This is a genomic window from Acidovorax sp. SUPP1855 (assembly GCF_030158955.1).
Classification (GTDB): domain Bacteria; phylum Pseudomonadota; class Gammaproteobacteria; order Burkholderiales; family Burkholderiaceae_C; genus Paracidovorax.
Genome location: NZ_BQXI01000011.1, coordinates 25,696 through 40,665, shown reverse-complemented (window position 1 = coordinate 40,665; position 14,970 = coordinate 25,696). Strand labels below are relative to the sequence as shown.

16 protein-coding genes are annotated in these 14,970 nt (G+C 69.1%); 9 read left to right on the top strand and 7 right to left on the bottom strand.

The window, feature by feature from the left end:
• Positions 1 to 32 precede the first annotated feature (32 nt).
• The 6 genes from AVMA1855_RS11740 to AVMA1855_RS11715 all read right to left on the bottom strand — a co-directional run bounded on the left by AVMA1855_RS11740 (position 33) and on the right by AVMA1855_RS11715 (position 5,928).
• Complete coding sequence (locus AVMA1855_RS11740; RefSeq protein WP_284425841.1) at positions 33 to 1,343, bottom strand: MFS transporter; 1,311 nt, start codon at positions 1,341 to 1,343, stop codon at positions 33 to 35.
• Positions 1,344 to 1,412: 69 nt separating this feature from the next.
• Positions 1,413 to 2,093 carry a DUF4286 family protein gene (locus tag AVMA1855_RS11735; protein WP_284425840.1) on the bottom strand — a complete coding sequence of 227 codons (681 nt, stop codon included), beginning with the start codon at positions 2,091 to 2,093 and terminating at the stop codon, positions 1,413 to 1,415.
• A gap of 128 nt (positions 2,094 to 2,221) precedes the next feature.
• Positions 2,222 to 3,154 (bottom strand): LysR family transcriptional regulator, encoded by a 933-nt coding sequence (locus AVMA1855_RS11730; protein ID WP_284405289.1) that lies wholly within the window; start codon positions 3,152 to 3,154, stop codon positions 2,222 to 2,224.
• A gap of 28 nt (positions 3,155 to 3,182) precedes the next feature.
• Positions 3,183 to 4,550, bottom strand: coding sequence for an amidase (locus AVMA1855_RS11725; RefSeq protein WP_284425839.1), 1,368 nt, complete (start codon positions 4,548 to 4,550; stop codon positions 3,183 to 3,185).
• Complete coding sequence (locus AVMA1855_RS11720; protein WP_284425838.1) at positions 4,547 to 5,227, bottom strand: DUF2848 domain-containing protein; 681 nt, start codon at positions 5,225 to 5,227, stop codon at positions 4,547 to 4,549. Before AVMA1855_RS11720 ends, AVMA1855_RS11725 begins: the two co-directional genes overlap by 4 nt.
• A 26-nt stretch (positions 5,228 to 5,253) precedes the next feature.
• Entirely contained in the window at positions 5,254 to 5,928 is a 675-nt protein-coding gene (locus AVMA1855_RS11715) for a GntR family transcriptional regulator (protein WP_284425837.1), read from the bottom strand.
• A gap of 160 nt (positions 5,929 to 6,088) precedes the next feature.
• On the opposite strand from AVMA1855_RS11715, the gene tldD reads away from it, so the two are divergent.
• The 4 genes from tldD to AVMA1855_RS11695 all read left to right on the top strand — a co-directional run bounded on the left by tldD (position 6,089) and on the right by AVMA1855_RS11695 (position 9,929).
• Entirely contained in the window at positions 6,089 to 7,549 is a 1,461-nt protein-coding gene (gene tldD, locus AVMA1855_RS11710; RefSeq protein ID WP_272567255.1) for a metalloprotease TldD, read from the top strand.
• Positions 7,550 to 7,589: 40 nt separating this feature from the next.
• Positions 7,590 to 8,135 (top strand): hypothetical protein, encoded by a 546-nt coding sequence (locus AVMA1855_RS11705; protein ID WP_284425836.1) that lies wholly within the window; start codon positions 7,590 to 7,592, stop codon positions 8,133 to 8,135.
• A 254-nt stretch (positions 8,136 to 8,389) separates the two neighbouring features.
• Complete coding sequence (locus tag AVMA1855_RS11700) at positions 8,390 to 9,511, top strand: 3-deoxy-7-phosphoheptulonate synthase (RefSeq protein WP_284425835.1); 1,122 nt, start codon at positions 8,390 to 8,392, stop codon at positions 9,509 to 9,511.
• Between the two features lie 106 nt (positions 9,512 to 9,617).
• Positions 9,618 to 9,929, top strand: coding sequence for a hypothetical protein (locus AVMA1855_RS11695; protein WP_284393083.1), 312 nt, complete (start codon positions 9,618 to 9,620; stop codon positions 9,927 to 9,929).
• Between the two features lie 76 nt (positions 9,930 to 10,005).
• Here AVMA1855_RS11695 and mpl read toward each other — a convergent pair whose 3' ends face one another.
• Positions 10,006 to 11,415 carry a UDP-N-acetylmuramate:L-alanyl-gamma-D-glutamyl-meso-diaminopimelate ligase gene (gene mpl / locus AVMA1855_RS11690; RefSeq protein WP_284425834.1) on the bottom strand — a complete coding sequence of 470 codons (1,410 nt, stop codon included), beginning with the start codon at positions 11,413 to 11,415 and terminating at the stop codon, positions 10,006 to 10,008.
• A gap of 188 nt (positions 11,416 to 11,603) precedes the next feature.
• Between mpl and AVMA1855_RS11685 the strand changes: the two genes are divergently transcribed.
• The 5 genes from AVMA1855_RS11685 to accC all read left to right on the top strand — a co-directional run bounded on the left by AVMA1855_RS11685 (position 11,604) and on the right by accC (position 14,901).
• Positions 11,604 to 12,200 (top strand): hypothetical protein, encoded by a 597-nt coding sequence (locus AVMA1855_RS11685; protein WP_284425833.1) that lies wholly within the window; start codon positions 11,604 to 11,606, stop codon positions 12,198 to 12,200.
• A 107-nt stretch (positions 12,201 to 12,307) separates the two neighbouring features.
• Positions 12,308 to 12,817, top strand: coding sequence for a TlpA disulfide reductase family protein (locus AVMA1855_RS11680; protein ID WP_284425832.1), 510 nt, complete (start codon positions 12,308 to 12,310; stop codon positions 12,815 to 12,817).
• Positions 12,818 to 12,925: 108 nt separating this feature from the next.
• Positions 12,926 to 13,375: an acetyl-CoA carboxylase biotin carboxyl carrier protein gene (accB, locus tag AVMA1855_RS11675; RefSeq protein WP_272567273.1), complete on the top strand. Its 450-nt coding sequence runs from the start codon at positions 12,926 to 12,928 to the stop codon at positions 13,373 to 13,375.
• A gap of 7 nt (positions 13,376 to 13,382) precedes the next feature.
• The gene (locus tag AVMA1855_RS11670; protein WP_272567275.1) at positions 13,383 to 13,559 is read left to right on the top strand and encodes a hypothetical protein; all 177 of its coding nucleotides are present in this window, start codon (positions 13,383 to 13,385) and stop codon (positions 13,557 to 13,559) included.
• Entirely contained in the window at positions 13,552 to 14,901 is a 1,350-nt protein-coding gene (accC, locus tag AVMA1855_RS11665; protein ID WP_284425831.1) for an acetyl-CoA carboxylase biotin carboxylase subunit, read from the top strand. The genes AVMA1855_RS11670 and accC overlap by 8 nt, the downstream gene beginning before the upstream one ends.
• Positions 14,902 to 14,970: the final 69 nt, after the last annotated feature.

Sequence of the window (14,970 nt, the reverse complement as noted above, 5' to 3'; positions counted from 1 at the left end):
CAGGCGGCCGGCTTCGTGAGGGGCCGGGCGGCTCAGGCCTGCAGCGGCTCGTGCGCGGTCTCGCGGGCGACCAGCAGGGCCACCAGCGTGAGGCCCAGCGCGGCCGTCACGTAGAGCGACACCGCCACCGTCGATCCGTACGACTTGAACAGCGAGGCGATGATGAGCGGCGCGAAGCCGCCACCCAGGATGCCCGCCAGCGTGTAGGCCAGCGAGGCGCCGGCATAGCGCACCCGGTTGGGAAACTGCTCGGTCACGAAGGCGGCCTGCGGGCCGTACATCATGGCGTGGATCAGCAGGCCGCCGACCACCGCCGCGCAGATGGCGAGCGGCTGCGCCCGGTCCATCAGCACGAAGAACACGAAGGCCCAGGCAATGCCCAGCAGCGCGCCGGCGATGTACACCGGGCGCCGGCCGATGCGGTCCGACAGCGCGCCGAACCACGGCACCGCGAGGGCGTTGCACGCCGCGCCGATCATGGTGGCGGTGAGCGCCAGCGGGCGCGACAGGTGCAGCACCGTGGTCACGTAGGTCAGGGTGAACACCACGACCAGCGCGTACAGCACGTCCGAGCCGATGCGCGATCCGCCGGCCACCAGCAGGCGCCGCCAGTGCTGCGAGAACACCTCCTTGATGGGCGTCTTGGCCGTGGCCTGGTGGGCCTCCATTTCGCGGAACACCGGCGTCTCGTCGACGCCGCGGCGCAGCCACAGGCCGAACAGCACCAGCGCCACGCTGGAGACGAAGGGAATGCGCCAGCCCCAGGCCTGGAAGTCTTCGGGGCTCAGCCAGGCCGAGACCAGGGCGATGAAGCCGGTGCCGATCAGCGTGCCGCACGACGGGCCGACCTGCGTGAACGAGGCGTTGCGCCCGCGCTCGGTGGGCTTGCCGTGCTCCATCGACAGCAGCACCGCGCCGGCCCATTCGCCGCCGAGTGCCACGCCCTGCACGAAGCGCAGCGCCACCAGGGCGATGGGCGCCCAGATGCCCCAGGTGCCGTACGTGGGCAGCAGCCCCATCAGCCCGGTCGAGACGCCCATGATCACCAGCGTGGCCACCAGCACGAAGCGCCGGCCCAGCCGGTCGCCCAGGTGGCCGAACACCATGCCGCCCAGCGGCCGGGAGATGTAGCCCACGGCATAGGTGGAGAACGCGAGGATGGTGCCGGTGAGCGGGTCGAAGGACGGAAAGAAGATGGCGTTGAAGACCAGCGCCGCCATGATGTTGTAGACCGTGAAGTCGTACCACTCGAGCGTGGTGCCGACCGAGCTGGCCATGGCAAGGCGGCCCATCTTGAGGGAGGCGGGGGGAGCGTGGGCGACGCCCTGGGGAACTGCACGCATGGGAGGATCTCCGGTGAAAGGCGATGAAGGAAAAATCGGGGGCGCAGGGGCCGGGAATGGCAGATGGGATCAGCCCAGGTCGGCCCGCGTGAGCTTCCAGCCCAGTGCGTACTGGGCCGCCGCTGCGGCATCGGCCTGCAGCAGCGCGGCGGCACGGGCCAGGGCTTCGCGGTGCGCCTCGGCGTGGCCGGTTTCCACCACCATGAGCGGCTGCAGCACGCGGCCCTCGGTGCGCTCCGTGGGCAGGGGCGTGCTCAGCACCGGGTCCGGCACCAGCAGGTACGACTGCACGAAGCCGGGCACCTGCGCGAGCTGGGTGCCGGCCTGCACGGCGCGCGCCACCAGTGCGGCGCGGTCATCGGCCGGCGGCAGGGCCAGCACGCTCAGGTGGCTGCCGGAGCCGAACCCGGTGACGGCCTCCACCGCGCACACGCGGCGCATCGGGTCCCGCATGCGGCCCAGGTTGGTGACCGACCAGGGCGTCTGCCGGCCGAACGCGGCGCGGTACGCATCGGACGTGAAGGCCGCGAGCGACTGCGTGCGGTACAGGCCCAGGTACTTGCGGCCACCCTGCCGTGAAACGTAGCGGGCACCGGAGAGAAAACCGTCGATGCGCACGCGCTCTTCGACATGCTCGCGGTCATACCACTGGTTGAAGTCCGCCTCGTCGTCGGCATCGACATCGGCGGCCACGAAGAGCATGCCGTGCACGGTGCTGGGGGCGGCGGAGGGAAGGTTCTGGGAAGCCATGGGCACTTGCGATTCCTTGCAAAAAGACCAGGGAATCATCGGCCGCGCATCGGCGTGCCACAAACGGGTTTTTTTGCCCTGCGGCCATCAGAATTACTTGTCGGGTCGGATGCTTTTTCTGCACCAAATCAGGGTTCACCCTCTGTGCCCGGCGTCCGGAATGGTGCGGACAGCGAAGCGGCGAAGCGCTCGGATTCGCTGCACGCCAGCTCGGCCGCGCGGCGGATGGCGGCCGAGCCGCTGGCGTCCAGATGGCTCACCACGATGCGCTGGGGCGGCAGGGGCGTGTCGCACGCGATCACGCGCAGGTCGCCGCGCTCGATCTCCTCGCGCACGGGTGGCAGCGGGATCAGCGCGTTGCCGAACCCCGACTGCACCAGCCGCACGATCGCCGCCATCGAACTCACGCAATGCACCTTGCCCACGGGCATGCTGGCCTGCCGGTATAGCTGCTTGAGCGCCTGGTGGGGCTGCGATCCCGGGCTCATGGTCAGCACCGGCTGCAGCAGCAGGTGGGCGATGCGGCCTTCGTCGGGCTGGGGCGCGGAGGCGCCGGCGCCCACCCAGCCCATGGCCATCGGCGGGCAGGCCATGTTGACGATCTCGGCGCTGGCCATGGGGTCGGTCTGCAGCGCGATGTCGATCGCGCCGATCTGCAGGCGCTCGTGCAGGGCGAGGGTGGTTTCCGAGGTCAGCTGCACTTCGATGCCCGGGTGCAGGCGCTGCAGCGTGCCCAGGAAGTCCACCAGCCAGGTGTGCACCACGCTCTCGATCGCGCCGATGCGCACCAGGCCCAGAAGCTCCTGCTGCGGGTGCCCGAGCGCGATCATCTCGCGCTGCAGCTCCAGCATGCGCTCGCCATAGTCCAGCAGCCGCAGGCCCACGGGCGTGAGCCGCAGGTCGCGCGGGTCGCGCTCGAACACGCGGGCGCCGATCTCTTCCTCCAGCGAGGCGATGCGGTTGGAGATGGCCGCCTGCGTCACGTGCAGCCGCTCGGCCGCGGCGCGGAAGCTCCCAAGCCGCGCGATCCAGAGAAAGGCTTCGACGAAGCGGGTGTTCATCGCGCGCAGGGCCCTGGCCGCAAGCGTTTCAGCCCGCGCGCAGGCAGGCTTCGATGGCGCGGCCCACCTGCAGCACGCGCGCATCGGCGCCGTGCACGCCGCCCACGGACAGGCCCACGGGCAGTTCGCCGGGCGCCTGGCAGGGAAGGGAGAGCGCGCAGCCATCCAGGAAATTGAGCACCGTCGTGTTGCGCAGCACCAGCCCGTTGGTGGCGAAGAACCGGGCATCGTCGCCGGTGAGGTCCGCCAGGCGCGGCGCGCGCACGGCCACGGTGGGCATCAGCCAGGCATCGAGGTCGCGCAGGCGCTCGCGGGCGGTGGCTTGCAGGCGCAGCCGCGCGTCCTGCAGATCGATGTAGTCGGCCGCGGAAATCGCGGCGCCGCGGCGGGTGCGCTGGGCGACGCGGTGGTCGTACTGCGCCTCTTGGGCCGGGTCTTCCAGCCGCGCGCGGTGCACCTGCCAGGCCTCGGCGGCGATCAGCCCGCCCGCGGCGTTGAGCGAGGGCAGCTGGTGCAGTTCGGTGAAGCCGAAGCGCATGATGCGTGCGCCGGCGGCGGACAGGCGCTGGAGCGCGCCGTCGAAGGCGGCCGCCACCTCGGGCTCGACGCCGTCCATGACGAAGTCGTCCGTCACGCCCAGGCGCAGCCCGGCCAGCGGTGCGGCGCGGGTGTCCAGCGCCTCGCCGCTCAGGATGGCATCGACGACGGCGCAGCAGTCCACGCTGCGGGCCAGCGGGCCGGCCGAGTCCAGGCTGCGCGACAGCGGATAGGCCCCGGCCAGCGGCACCCGGCGGGCGGTGGGCTTGAAGCCCGTGAGCCCGCAGAACGCGGACGGAATGCGGATCGAGCCGCCCGTGTCGGTGCCCAGCGCCACTGTGGCCAGATCGAGCGCCACGGTGGCGGCGCCGCCGGAGGTGGAGCCCCCGGTGATGCGGCTCGGGTCGTGCGGGTTGGCCGGCGTGCCGTAGTGGGGATTGAGCCCCAGACCCGAGAAGGCGAACTCGCTCAGGTTGGTGCGACCGAGCAGCACTGCGCCCGCGGCGCGCAGGCGGGCCACCGCGACGGCGTCGGCCTGGGCGGGCGCCCCGGCCATCACGGCCGATCCGGCACGGGTCACCTGGCCCTGCACGTCGAACAGGTCCTTGATCGAGACGGGCAGGCCCGCCAGCGGCGAGGGCACGTGCCCGCCCGCACGGGCGGCGTCGCTGGCGCGGGCTGCGTGCAGCGCGGCTTCGGCATCGACCTTGCCCAAATAGGCGTGCCCGCCCGCGGCACGGTGCGTGGCGATGCGCGCGAGCGCCGCCTCGACCAGCGCCACGCTGGTGGTGTCGCCCCGGGCCAGGGCCTCGGCCTGTTCGCGGACGGTGGGGTGGCGGGTGGTGGCGAGGGCATTCATCGGGCGATCTCCAGGGCTTGGGTGGCGTAGTGGTGGTGCAGGCTGCGGTTCAGAACGGGGTCGTGCAATTCCAGCTCGAAGGCCTCGCCCCAGCCGAGTTCGCCGATCACCGCATGGGTGCCGCAGAACATGGCCGTGTGGGCCGACAGGCCGTCTGCCGCATTCCATTTTTGCATCAGCTCGGCGGGGGGCAGCAGGCGGGCCAGCGCGCCTTCCTGGTACAGCGCGCGCACGCCATCGCGGGTGCGCCAGCAGCGGGTGACCAACTGGTCCCAGTGGTCCTGCACCTCCGACAGCTTCCACAGGGTGCGGCCCACGGGCTTGGCGCACATCTGCTTGGACACCGTGACGTCGTAGGCCTCGACGGTGCGGTCCGTGTGGTCCGAGCCGATGCCCACGAGCACGCCGTGCGCTTCGCTGGCCAGCAGCACGCATTCCACCTCGCCGCTGGAGTCATGGCCCGGAACCTGCACCGCGCTGCCCGTGTCGAGCAGCTGGCTGGCCACGCGGTAGAAGGTGGGCACCGTGGAGGGCGGCTTGACGCCGATCGCGGCCAGTTCGGCGATGTGGTGGTCCACTGCCGCGCGGTCGCGGCCGGCCCAGCCGGCGATGACGAGGTGGCGGATGTCCAGGGTGACCGGCCCGTGGCCGGCGAGATCGAAGGTGTGCTGGGGCATGGTGGGAGGCGAAAAGGGCGGGGGGATCAAAGTGCGCGGGTGATCGCGCGGCGGAAATCATCGATGTGGCGCTGCATCGCGGCGGCGGCGGCATCGGGGTCGTGGCGCTCGAGCGCGGCCAGGATGTCCTGGTGCTCGTCGTGGATGCGCACGCTGTGCCCGGCCTCCGAGAGCGTCAGGAACCAAAAGCGCGCCTGCTGTTCGTGCAGCCGGCGCAGCAGGTCGGCCAGGACGGTGTTGCGGGCGGCGGCCGAGATCGCGCTGTGAAAGCGCAGGTCCAGCGCCATCAGCGCAGGCACGTCGTGTGCGGCCAGGAGCGCCGGGGCCTCGCCCAGCAGGTGGCGCATGGCGGCCAGCTCAGCGGGCCGGACCCGCTCGGCCGCCAGGCGCACGCACAGGGCCTCGTTGCAGGCGCGCACCTCGATCATGTCCAGCACCTCGTCCAGCGACAGCGGCGCCACCACGATGCCCTTGCGCGGCAGGATGGTCACGAGCCCCTCCATCTCCAGCCGGTGCAGCGCCTGGTGGATTGGGGTGCGGCCCAGGCCGAGCAGCGTGCCCAACGTGCCTTCGTTGATCTGCGCGCCGGGTGCCAGCTCGCAGGCAATGATGCGGCGCTTGATGTCGGCGTAGGCCTGCTCGCGCAACTGGGCGCCGCCGCCGGGTGCTGCGGGAGGGGAGGGCTGGGGCAGGACGGACATCGGGACGGGTGGGCGGGGGTGGTGAAGTCCAATGATATATCAGTGAAATATCACAGAGTCTGCTTGGCCATGGACGATTCGCGCCGGCATGGCCGCGCCGCCGGGTGGGATGCTTGCAAAGCGCCATGCCGGCAGGCACCAAGGCTTCTAGAATCCGCCCATGATCTCCCGCGAACCCACCATCGAACGCCTGTCCGTCGCCCGCCGCCTGCTCCTGGAGCCTTTCGGCCTTGACGAAACCCATCTGGCGCGCGCGCTCGCCGACATCCGGGCCCATCAGGTGGACGATGCCGACCTGTATTTCCAGTACACGCGCAGCGAGGGCTGGAGCCTGGAAGAAGGCATCGTCAAGACCGGTTCGTTCAGCATCGACCAGGGCGTGGGCGTGCGGGCCGTGAGCGGCGAGAAGACGGCTTTCGCCTATTCCGACGACATCTCCGAGGCCTCCTTGCTCGATGCCGCCCGCACCGTGCGGGCGATCTCGGCGGCCTCGCAGGAGAAGCGGGCGAAGATCTCGCTCAAGAAGATCTCCGCCAGCCGATCGCTCTATCCCGGCACCGATCCCATCGCGTCGCTGGACAGCACGGCCAAGGTGGCGTTGCTGGAAAAGGTGGAGCAGCAGGCCCGCGCCAAGGACCCGCGCGTGGCCCAGGTGATGGCGGGCCTGGCCAGCGAATACGACGTGGTGCTGGTGGCGCGCTCCGACGGCACGCTGGCCGCCGACGTGCGCCCGCTGGTGCGCCTGTCGGTCACCGTGATCGCCGAGCAGGCCGGCCGCCGCGAGGTGGGCTCGGCCGGCGGGGGCGGGCGCTTCGGCCTGGCCTATTTCGATGATGCGCAGATCACCCAGTACGTCGATGAGGCCGTGAACGCCGCCCTCGTCAATCTGGAGTCGCGCCCTGCGCCCGCGGGCGAGATGACCGTGGTGCTCGGCCCCGGGTGGCCTGGCGTGCTGCTGCACGAGGCCGTGGGCCACGGGCTGGAGGGCGATTTCAACCGCAAGGGCTCGAGCGCCTTCAGCGGCCGCATCGGCCAGCGCGTGGCGGCCAAGGGCGTGACGGTGCTGGACGACGGCACCCTGGCCGACCGCCGCGGCTCGCTCAACGTGGACGACGAAGGCCACGCCAGCCAGCGCAACGTGCTCATCGAGGACGGCATCCTCAAGGGCTACATCCAGGATTCGATGAACGCGCGCCTGTCGGGCGTGGCGCCCACCGGCAACGGCCGGCGCGAGAGCTACGCGCACATTCCCATGCCGCGCATGACCAACACCTACATGCTGGGCGGCGACAAGGACCCGGCGGAGATCGTGGCGAGCATCAAGCGCGGCCTCTACGCCACCAACTTCGGCGGCGGCCAGGTGGACATCACCAGCGGCAAGTTCGTGTTCTCGGCCAGCGAGGCGTATTGGGTCGAGAACGGCAAGATCCTGTACCCGGTCAAGGGCGCGACCATCGTCGGCAGCGGTCCGGAATCCCTCAAGAAGGTGACGCTCATCGGCAACGACATGGCGCTCGACAGCGGCGTGGGCACCTGCGGCAAGGAAGGCCAGAGCGTGCCGGTCGGCGTGGGCCAGCCCACGCTGCGCATCGACGGCCTGACGGTCGGCGGCACCGCATAAGGCCCCTGGCGGCGACGGACCTTCCAGGCGTGCACCCACCATGCCTGACCCGTCGTCCAGCCAACTGCTGAACACCGCACAGTCGTTCGGCGATGTGAGCCGGCTGCTGCGCGAAGGCGTGGCCGACGAAGAATCCCGCCAATTCCGCGATGCGCTGACGTCGCTGTCCGCGCTCATCGAAGATGCCGCGCACCTGCGCCGCGCCTGCGCCGCTCCCTCCGCCATCTTCTGGAGCCTGGAGCACCTGAAGCGCGCCGCGCGCGAGCACCAGTTCTTTCTCACCGGGCTGGGCTCCGCCTGGCATGCGCTCTACGAGCTGGGGGCCTACCAGCAGGCCCTGAAAGACCTGCGCGATGCCATCGAGATCTGGCACCAGGCACTGACCCGCCAGAGCCGCAGCGAGCCGGCCTGCTTCGATGCGTTCGAGCGCCTGGCCTGGCGCACCCTGGGCGAGGCGATGCTGGTCATCGACATGTACGAGCAGGGCGGGGCGATGCTCAGCGAGCCTGCGCCGGAGCCCGCCCCGGCCCGGCGGCGCCCGATGCTGGCGCGCCTGCGCCGCTGGTTGTCGGGGCGCGTGCGATGAAAGCGCGGCACCCCGCTTGTGGCAGCGCTGCAACGCGCCGGGGATGTTGCGGCGCAAAAATCGGTGTTACATTGCCACCGATGCAAGTGCGTAGCGCGTTTTATTTTTGGTTTTACTTCTCTGTCCCAGGCGGATGAGAGGTCAGCGCGCAACCACCCGAGCCCCCTCCTCTAGAAACCGCCGAAGCTGAAAAGCCCGGCGGTTTTTTGTTTTTCCGCTCCCCTTTTTCCGATCCAACCCACGAGGACGCAACCATGACGGCCACTGCCAACCCCACCAGCGATGCCTGGTACCGCGACGTCGAGAAGACCAGCCAGACCGACGACGAACGTATCAAGGACATCACCGTGTTGCCCCCTCCAGAACATCTGATCCGCTTCTTCCCCATCCGGGGAACGGCGGTGGAATCCCTGATCACGCGCACGCGGCGCGGCATCCAGGACATCATGGCCGGCCGGGACGACCGGCTGCTGGTTGTGATCGGCCCCTGCTCCATCCACGACCCCGCCGCCGCGCTGGATTACGCGCGGCGCCTGAAGGCGGTGCGCGAGCAGTACGCCGACACGCTGGAGATCGTGATGCGCGTGTACTTCGAGAAGCCCCGCACCACGGTGGGCTGGAAGGGCCTGATCAACGACCCGTACCTGGACGAGAGCTACCGCATCGACGAAGGCCTGCGCATCGCGCGCCAGCTGCTCATCGACATCAACCGCATGGGCGTGCCGGCCGGCAGCGAGTTCCTGGACGTGATCTCGCCCCAGTACATCGGCGACCTCATCAGCTGGGGCGCCATCGGCGCGCGCACCACCGAAAGCCAGGTGCACCGCGAACTGGCCTCGGGCCTGTCGGCGCCCATCGGCTTCAAGAACGGCACGGACGGCAACATCCGCATCGCCACCGACGCGATCCAGTCCGCCAGCCGCGGCCACCATTTCCTGTCGGTGCACAAGAACGGGCAGGTGGCCATCGTCAACACGCAGGGCAATCCCGACTGCCACGTGATCCTGCGCGGCGGCAAGGCGCCGAACTACGACGCGGCCAGCGTCGCCGCGGCCTGCCAGGACCTGGAGGCCGCCAAGCTGCCCGCCACGCTGATGGTGGATTGCAGCCATGCCAACAGCAGCAAGCAGCACGAAAAGCAGCGCGACGTGGCGCGCGAGATCGGCGCGCAGATCGCGGGCGGTTCGCGCTGCGTGTTCGGCGTGATGATCGAGAGCCACCTGACCGCCGGTGCCCAGAAATTCACGCCGGGCAAGGACCAGCCGGGCGCCCTGGAGTACGGCAAGAGCATCACTGACGCGTGCCTGGGCTGGGACGATTCGTTGTCGGCGCTGGCCGACCTGTCGGCGGCCGTGGCCGCCCGCCGCGCCCGCTGAAAACCAGGGGCCGGGGCAGCGGCGTGCGATGTAAGCTCGATGGCCCCGCCGCGGGCATCGGCTTGCGTGACCGCCCTTGGCCCCACCTCAACCAGGAAAACAATCCATGCGCAGAGAAGTCTCGATCACCCTGGCGCCGGGCCAGGAATTCCGTTTCGACCTGGAAGGCTCGCAGCCTTTGAGCAATGAAGACGCCCGCCGCTGGCTGGACGAGGCGTTCATCAGCCTGGAGTGCGAGCCCCTGCGGGCCAGCGGCAAGGTGCTGCTGGCCGACAAGGTGCTCACGGTGGCACAGGCTGCCGGGGCCCCGCTGCTGGCCGACGCGCAATGGGGCCGGCAGTTCGCCGAGGCCGCCAGCGCCGCACTGGCCCGCCCGATCGTGCGGGTGGATGTCCCGGCCATGGCCGTGACGTATTGAAGAGGGGCGGAGGGTCGCCTTCTGCGCTATCGGTCGAATCGGCCTCCAGCGCATATTCTTCTAGGGCATGCTGCTATTATTTTGATAGCGAATCGATGAGCTTGCCGTGGATGCCGCCGAAGCTGCCATTGCTCATGCACACGATGTGATCGCCCGGCCGGGCCGCCTGGGCGATCTGCCCGATCAGCGTGCCGATGTCCGCCGCCGTCCGGGCCTTGTCGCCCAGCGGCGCGAGCACCTGGGCCGCGTCCCAGTCCAGGCCGGCGGTGTGGCAGAACGCCAGGTCGGCCGGCTCCAGCGCCCAGGGTAGCTGCGATTTCATGGTGCCCAGCTTCATGGTGTTGCTGCGCGGCTCGAACGCCGCGAGGATGCGCGCCGCCGGGCCCACGCTGCGGCGCAGCCCGTCCAGCGTGGTGCGCAGGGCGGTCGGGTGGTGTGCGAAGTCGTCGTACACCGCAATGCCGCGCACGGTGCCGCGCAGTTCCATGCGCCGCTTCACGTTCTGGAACTGCGCGAGCGCACGGCCGGCCTCTGCCGGCGCCACGCCCACGTGGTGGGCGGCGGCGATGGCGGCCAGCGCATTCAACTGGTTGTGCACCCCAGTCAGCGCCCATTCCACGCGGGCCACGGTCCGGCCCTGGTAGAGCACATCGAAGGCGTGCGGTTCGCCTTGCGCCGTGAAGTCGCTCACCAGCGCGCCGAAGCTCGCCACCTCGCTCCAGCAGCCGGCATGCAGCACGCGGGCCAGGCTTTCCTCCAGCCCGTTGACCACCACGCGGCCCGAGGGCGGCACGGTGCGCACCAGGTGGTGGAACTGCCGCTCGATGGCCGGCAGGTCGTCGAAGATGTCCGCGTGGTCGAATTCCAGGTTGTTCAGAACCGCGGTGCGGGGGCGGTAGTGCACGAACTTGCTGCGCTTGTCGAAGAACGCGGTGTCGTATTCGTCCGCCTCGATCACGAACACGGGCGCATCGCCCGCCACGCCCGGGCCGGCCACCGGACGGCGCGCGGCGCCCAGCCGGGCCGACACGCCGAAATCCAGCGGCACGCCGCCCACCAGGAAGCCGGGCTGCAGGCTCGCGCATTCCAGAACCCAGGCCAGCATCGACGTGGTGGTCGTCTTGCCGTGGGTGCCCGCCACGGCCAGCACGTGCCGGCCCTGCAGCACGTGCTCGGCAAGCCACTGGGGGCCGCTGGTGTAGGCGGCGCCGGCGTCGAGGATGGCCTCCATCAGGGGGAATTTCGGCGTGCCGTCGGGCAGGCGCGCCCGGCTGACCACGTTGCCGATCACGAACGCATCGGGCGCCAGCGCCATCTGGTCCGCGCCGTAGCCTTCGATCAGTTCGATCCCCAAGGCGCGCAGCTGGTCGCTCATCGGGGGGTACACGCCGGCGTCGCAGCCGGTGACCTTGTGGCCCGCTTCGCGCGCCAGTGCCGCCAGGCCCCCCATGAACGTGCCGCAGATGCCCAGAATGTGAATATGCATGGGCGCAGATTCTAAGGTTCCAGGGCTGCAGGGCCGCCCGCGCACATCCCTCTTGCCTCGATTGCTACATTTTCAATAGCAAGGTCCACGATGGGGCGCACCATGCCCCTGCCGGATGCGGGCGTTTTCCCGGGCCGCCTTCTTGTATTGAGGCCACAATGGACCCTTCCCCCCACCCGATCGCCGCCATGCCAAACGCCCTCGCCACCGAGATCGCCAACGCCGCGGCCCGCATGGTCGTCGAAGAAGGCCTGGAATGGGGCCCGGCCAAACGCCGGGCCGTTCGCCAACTGGGCCTGCCCAGCCGCACACCGCTGCCCGACAACGATCTGGTCGAGGACGCGGTGCGTGAGTACATCGGCCTGTTCTGTGCCGACACCCAGCCCCAGGAATTGCTCGCGCTGCGGCAGCTGGCGCTGATCTGGATGGAGCGCATGGGGACGTTTCGCCCGCACCTGGGCGGAGCGGTGTGGCATGGCACGGCGACCCGGCTGTCCGACATTTATCTGCAGTTGTTCTGCGACGACTGCAAATCTGCCGAGATCGCGCTGATCGACCACCATGTGGACTACGAGCCGCGCACCGTCACCGGCTTCCATGGCGAGTCGGTCGAGGCGTTGAGTCTCTCCAGCCATTCGCCGGTGCTGGGCGAGATGATCGGCGTGCACCTTTTGATCTATGACCTGGATGACCTGCGCGGCGCATTGCGCCCCGATGCGCGGGGCCGGGCACCGCGCGGAGACATTCGCGCCGTGCGCAAGCTGTTGGAAAGCCCTCCCGAATGAATGTGTCACCGCCCTCCGATACGGGCACCTCTTTGTCCCCACCCGCCACCCGCCCGGCCCCCGCGGCCGGGTCCGATGCTGCGCCCCAGGCTTCGCGTCGGAGGCTGATGGCGTATGCCGGCGTGGCCGCCGCCGCCGGGCTGGGCGGCGCAGGGCTGGCGTGGTGGCGGTTCCAGCCGCACGCGGTGCTGTCCGGCGCCGAAGCCGCCCTGTGGGCGCAGCAGTTCGAGGCGCCCTCGGGCGGCGAGCCCGTGGCGATGGCGCGTTTTCGCGGCAAGCCGCTCTTGGTGAACTTCTGGGCCACGTGGTGCCCTCCCTGCGTGGACGAGCTGCCGCTTTTGAATGCCTTCTACCGGGAACATGCCGCCAAAGGCTGGCAAGTCGTGGGTCTGGCGATCGACCAGCCCTCGTCCGTGCGGCAGTTCCTGGGGCGCCTGCCGCTGGATTTCCCGGTGGGATTGGCGGGGCTTTCGGGCACCGAACTGGGCCGTTCGCTGGGAAATCTCACTGGAGGCCTGCCTTTCAGCGTGCTGATGGGCGCAGATGGCAGCATCGTGCACCGTAAAATGGGCCAAGTCACCGCAGAAGACCTTACCCAATGGGCTTCCCTGGGATAGCGGTCTGCAATCCACCGCGAAGATCAATGAATTTGCGCCCAAATACCGGCCATAGGTCGAATTTGGGGTAAATTCGCGCCCTATTTTGTTTTTGGCGTTGGAGTTCCCATGGATTTGCGAAAACTCAAGACCTTGATCGACCTCGTGTCCGAGTCGAATGTGTCAGAACTCGAGATCACCGAGGCAGAAGGCAAGGTCCGCATCGTCAAGAGTGGCGGTGCGGTGGTCCAGCAATATGTGGCCGCACCCGCCCAGCAGGCCCCGGCACCCGCGGCCGCCGCCGCAGCCCCGGTGGCCGAACTGCCTGCTCCGGCCGCCCCGACCGGCCACATCGTGAAGTCGCCCATGGTGGGCACGTTCTACCGCGCTTCCAGCCCGGGCGCCAAGTCGTTCGTCGAAGTGGGCAGCCAGGTCAAGGAAGGCGAGACGATCTGCATCATCGAGGCCATGAAGATCCTCAACGAGATCGAGGCCGACAAGTCCGGCACCGTCACCCGCATCCTGGGAGAGAACGGCCAGGCGGTGGAATACGGGCAGCCCCTGTTCGTGATCGAATAAATTGCGCATGTCTTCCTCGGTCCTTGTCGGGCGCGCCGGCCTCGTTGCCGGGCGCCAGGGAACGTCCATGTTTCAGAAAATCCTCGTCGCCGGTGCCGGCCGTCTTGCCCCGGGCAAGGCCACGCCAACCGCACTCGCATGCGCCCGCGCATGGGTGATGAGCCGCGAAGAAACCTATGTTTAAGAAAATCCTCGTTGCCAATCGCGGCGAAATCGCATTGCGCATCCAGCGCGCCTGCCGTGAACTCGGCGTCAAGGCCGTCATGGTGTATTCCGAGGCGGATCGCGATGCCAAGTACGTGAAGCTGGCCGAAGAGGCGGTGTGCATCGGCCCCGCGCCCTCGCCGCTGTCCTACCTCAACATGCCCGCCATCATCTCGGCCGCCGAGGTGACCGATGCGGAGGCCATCCACCCCGGCTACGGCTTCCTGTCCGAGAACGCCGACTTCGCCGAGCGGGTGGAAAAGAGCGGCTTCCAGTTCATCGGCCCCACGCCCGAGTCGATCCGCACCATGGGCGACAAGGTCTCGGCCAAGCAGGCCATGATCCGCGCGGGCGTGCCCTGCGTGCCGGGCTCCGAAGGCGAGCTGCCGGAAGACCCGGTGCAGATCCGCCGCATCGCCAAGGCGGTGGGCTATCCCGTCATCATCAAGGCCGCGGGCGGCGGCGGCGGGCGCGGCATGCGCGTGGTGCACACCGAGGCTGCGCTCGTCAACGCGGTGCAGATGACCAAGGCCGAGGCCGGCGCGGCGTTCGGCAATCCGGCCGTGTACATGGAGAAGTTCCTCCAGAACCCGCGCCACATCGAGATCCAGATCCTCGCGGACAAGCACCGCAATGCGGTCTATCTGGGCGAGCGCGACTGCTCCATGCAGCGCCGCCACCAGAAGGTGATCGAGGAGGCGCCGGCGCCCGGCATCCCGCGCAAGCTGATCGAGAAGATCGGCGAGCGTTGCGTGGCCGCGTGCAAGAAGATCGGCTACCGCGGCGCGGGCACGTTCGAGTTCCTGTATGAAAACGGCGAGTTCTACTTCATCGAGATGAACACCCGCGTGCAGGTGGAGCACCCGGTGACCGAATGGATCACGGGCGTGGACATCGTGAAGACGCAGATCATGGTCGCCGCCGGCGAGAAGCTGCCCTTTACCCAGCGCCAGATCGAGATCCGCGGCCACGCCATCGAATGCCGCGTGAACGCCGAGGACCCGTACAAGTTCATCCCCTCGCCAGGCCGCATCACCATGTGGCATGCGCCGGGCGGCCCGGGCGTGCGCGTCGATTCGCACGCCTACACCAACTACTACGTGCCGCCGAACTACGACTCGATGATCGGCAAGATCATCGTGCACGGCGACACGCGCGAGCAGGCGCTGGCCCGCATGCGCACGGCGCTGTCCGAAACCGTGATCGAGGGCATCAACACCAACGTGCCGCTGCACCGCGAGCTGATGGTGGAAGCCAAGTTCGTGGCGGGCGGCACCAACATCCATTACCTGGAAGAGTGGCTGTCGCAGCACAAGCGCTGAGATCGCTGCGCGTGGTGGTTTTGCATGCTGGCACCTGGCAACGGGTGCCAGCATTTTCGTTTTCTCCCG

Excerpts from the sequence above, each read along its gene's own strand:
- AVMA1855_RS11720 (WP_284425838.1), bottom strand. The coding sequence starts at position 5,227 with ATGCCCCAGCACACCTTCGATCTCGCCGGCCACGGGCCGGTCACCCTG.
- AVMA1855_RS11695 (WP_284393083.1), top strand. The coding sequence starts at position 9,618 with ATGCGCAGAGAAGTCTCGATCACCCTGGCGCCGGGCCAGGAATTCCGT.
- AVMA1855_RS11715 (WP_284425837.1), bottom strand. The coding sequence starts at position 5,928 with ATGTCCGTCCTGCCCCAGCCCTCCCCTCCCGCAGCACCCGGCGGCGGC.
- accC (WP_284425831.1), top strand. The coding sequence starts at position 13,552 with ATGTTTAAGAAAATCCTCGTTGCCAATCGCGGCGAAATCGCATTGCGC.
- AVMA1855_RS11725 (WP_284425839.1), bottom strand. The coding sequence starts at position 4,550 with ATGAATGCCCTCGCCACCACCCGCCACCCCACCGTCCGCGAACAGGCC.
- AVMA1855_RS11700 (WP_284425835.1), top strand. The coding sequence starts at position 8,390 with ATGACGGCCACTGCCAACCCCACCAGCGATGCCTGGTACCGCGACGTC.
- AVMA1855_RS11685 (WP_284425833.1), top strand. The coding sequence starts at position 11,604 with ATGCCAAACGCCCTCGCCACCGAGATCGCCAACGCCGCGGCCCGCATG.
- accB (WP_272567273.1), top strand. The coding sequence starts at position 12,926 with ATGGATTTGCGAAAACTCAAGACCTTGATCGACCTCGTGTCCGAGTCG.
- AVMA1855_RS11730 (WP_284405289.1), bottom strand. The coding sequence starts at position 3,154 with ATGAACACCCGCTTCGTCGAAGCCTTTCTCTGGATCGCGCGGCTTGGG.
- AVMA1855_RS11680 (WP_284425832.1), top strand. The coding sequence starts at position 12,308 with ATGGCGTATGCCGGCGTGGCCGCCGCCGCCGGGCTGGGCGGCGCAGGG.
- AVMA1855_RS11740 (WP_284425841.1), bottom strand. The coding sequence starts at position 1,343 with ATGCGTGCAGTTCCCCAGGGCGTCGCCCACGCTCCCCCCGCCTCCCTC.
- tldD (WP_272567255.1), top strand. The coding sequence starts at position 6,089 with ATGATCTCCCGCGAACCCACCATCGAACGCCTGTCCGTCGCCCGCCGC.
- mpl (WP_284425834.1), bottom strand. The coding sequence starts at position 11,415 with ATGCATATTCACATTCTGGGCATCTGCGGCACGTTCATGGGGGGCCTG.
- AVMA1855_RS11670 (WP_272567275.1), top strand. The coding sequence starts at position 13,383 with ATGTCTTCCTCGGTCCTTGTCGGGCGCGCCGGCCTCGTTGCCGGGCGC.
- AVMA1855_RS11705 (WP_284425836.1), top strand. The coding sequence starts at position 7,590 with ATGCCTGACCCGTCGTCCAGCCAACTGCTGAACACCGCACAGTCGTTC.
- AVMA1855_RS11735 (WP_284425840.1), bottom strand. The coding sequence starts at position 2,093 with ATGGCTTCCCAGAACCTTCCCTCCGCCGCCCCCAGCACCGTGCACGGC.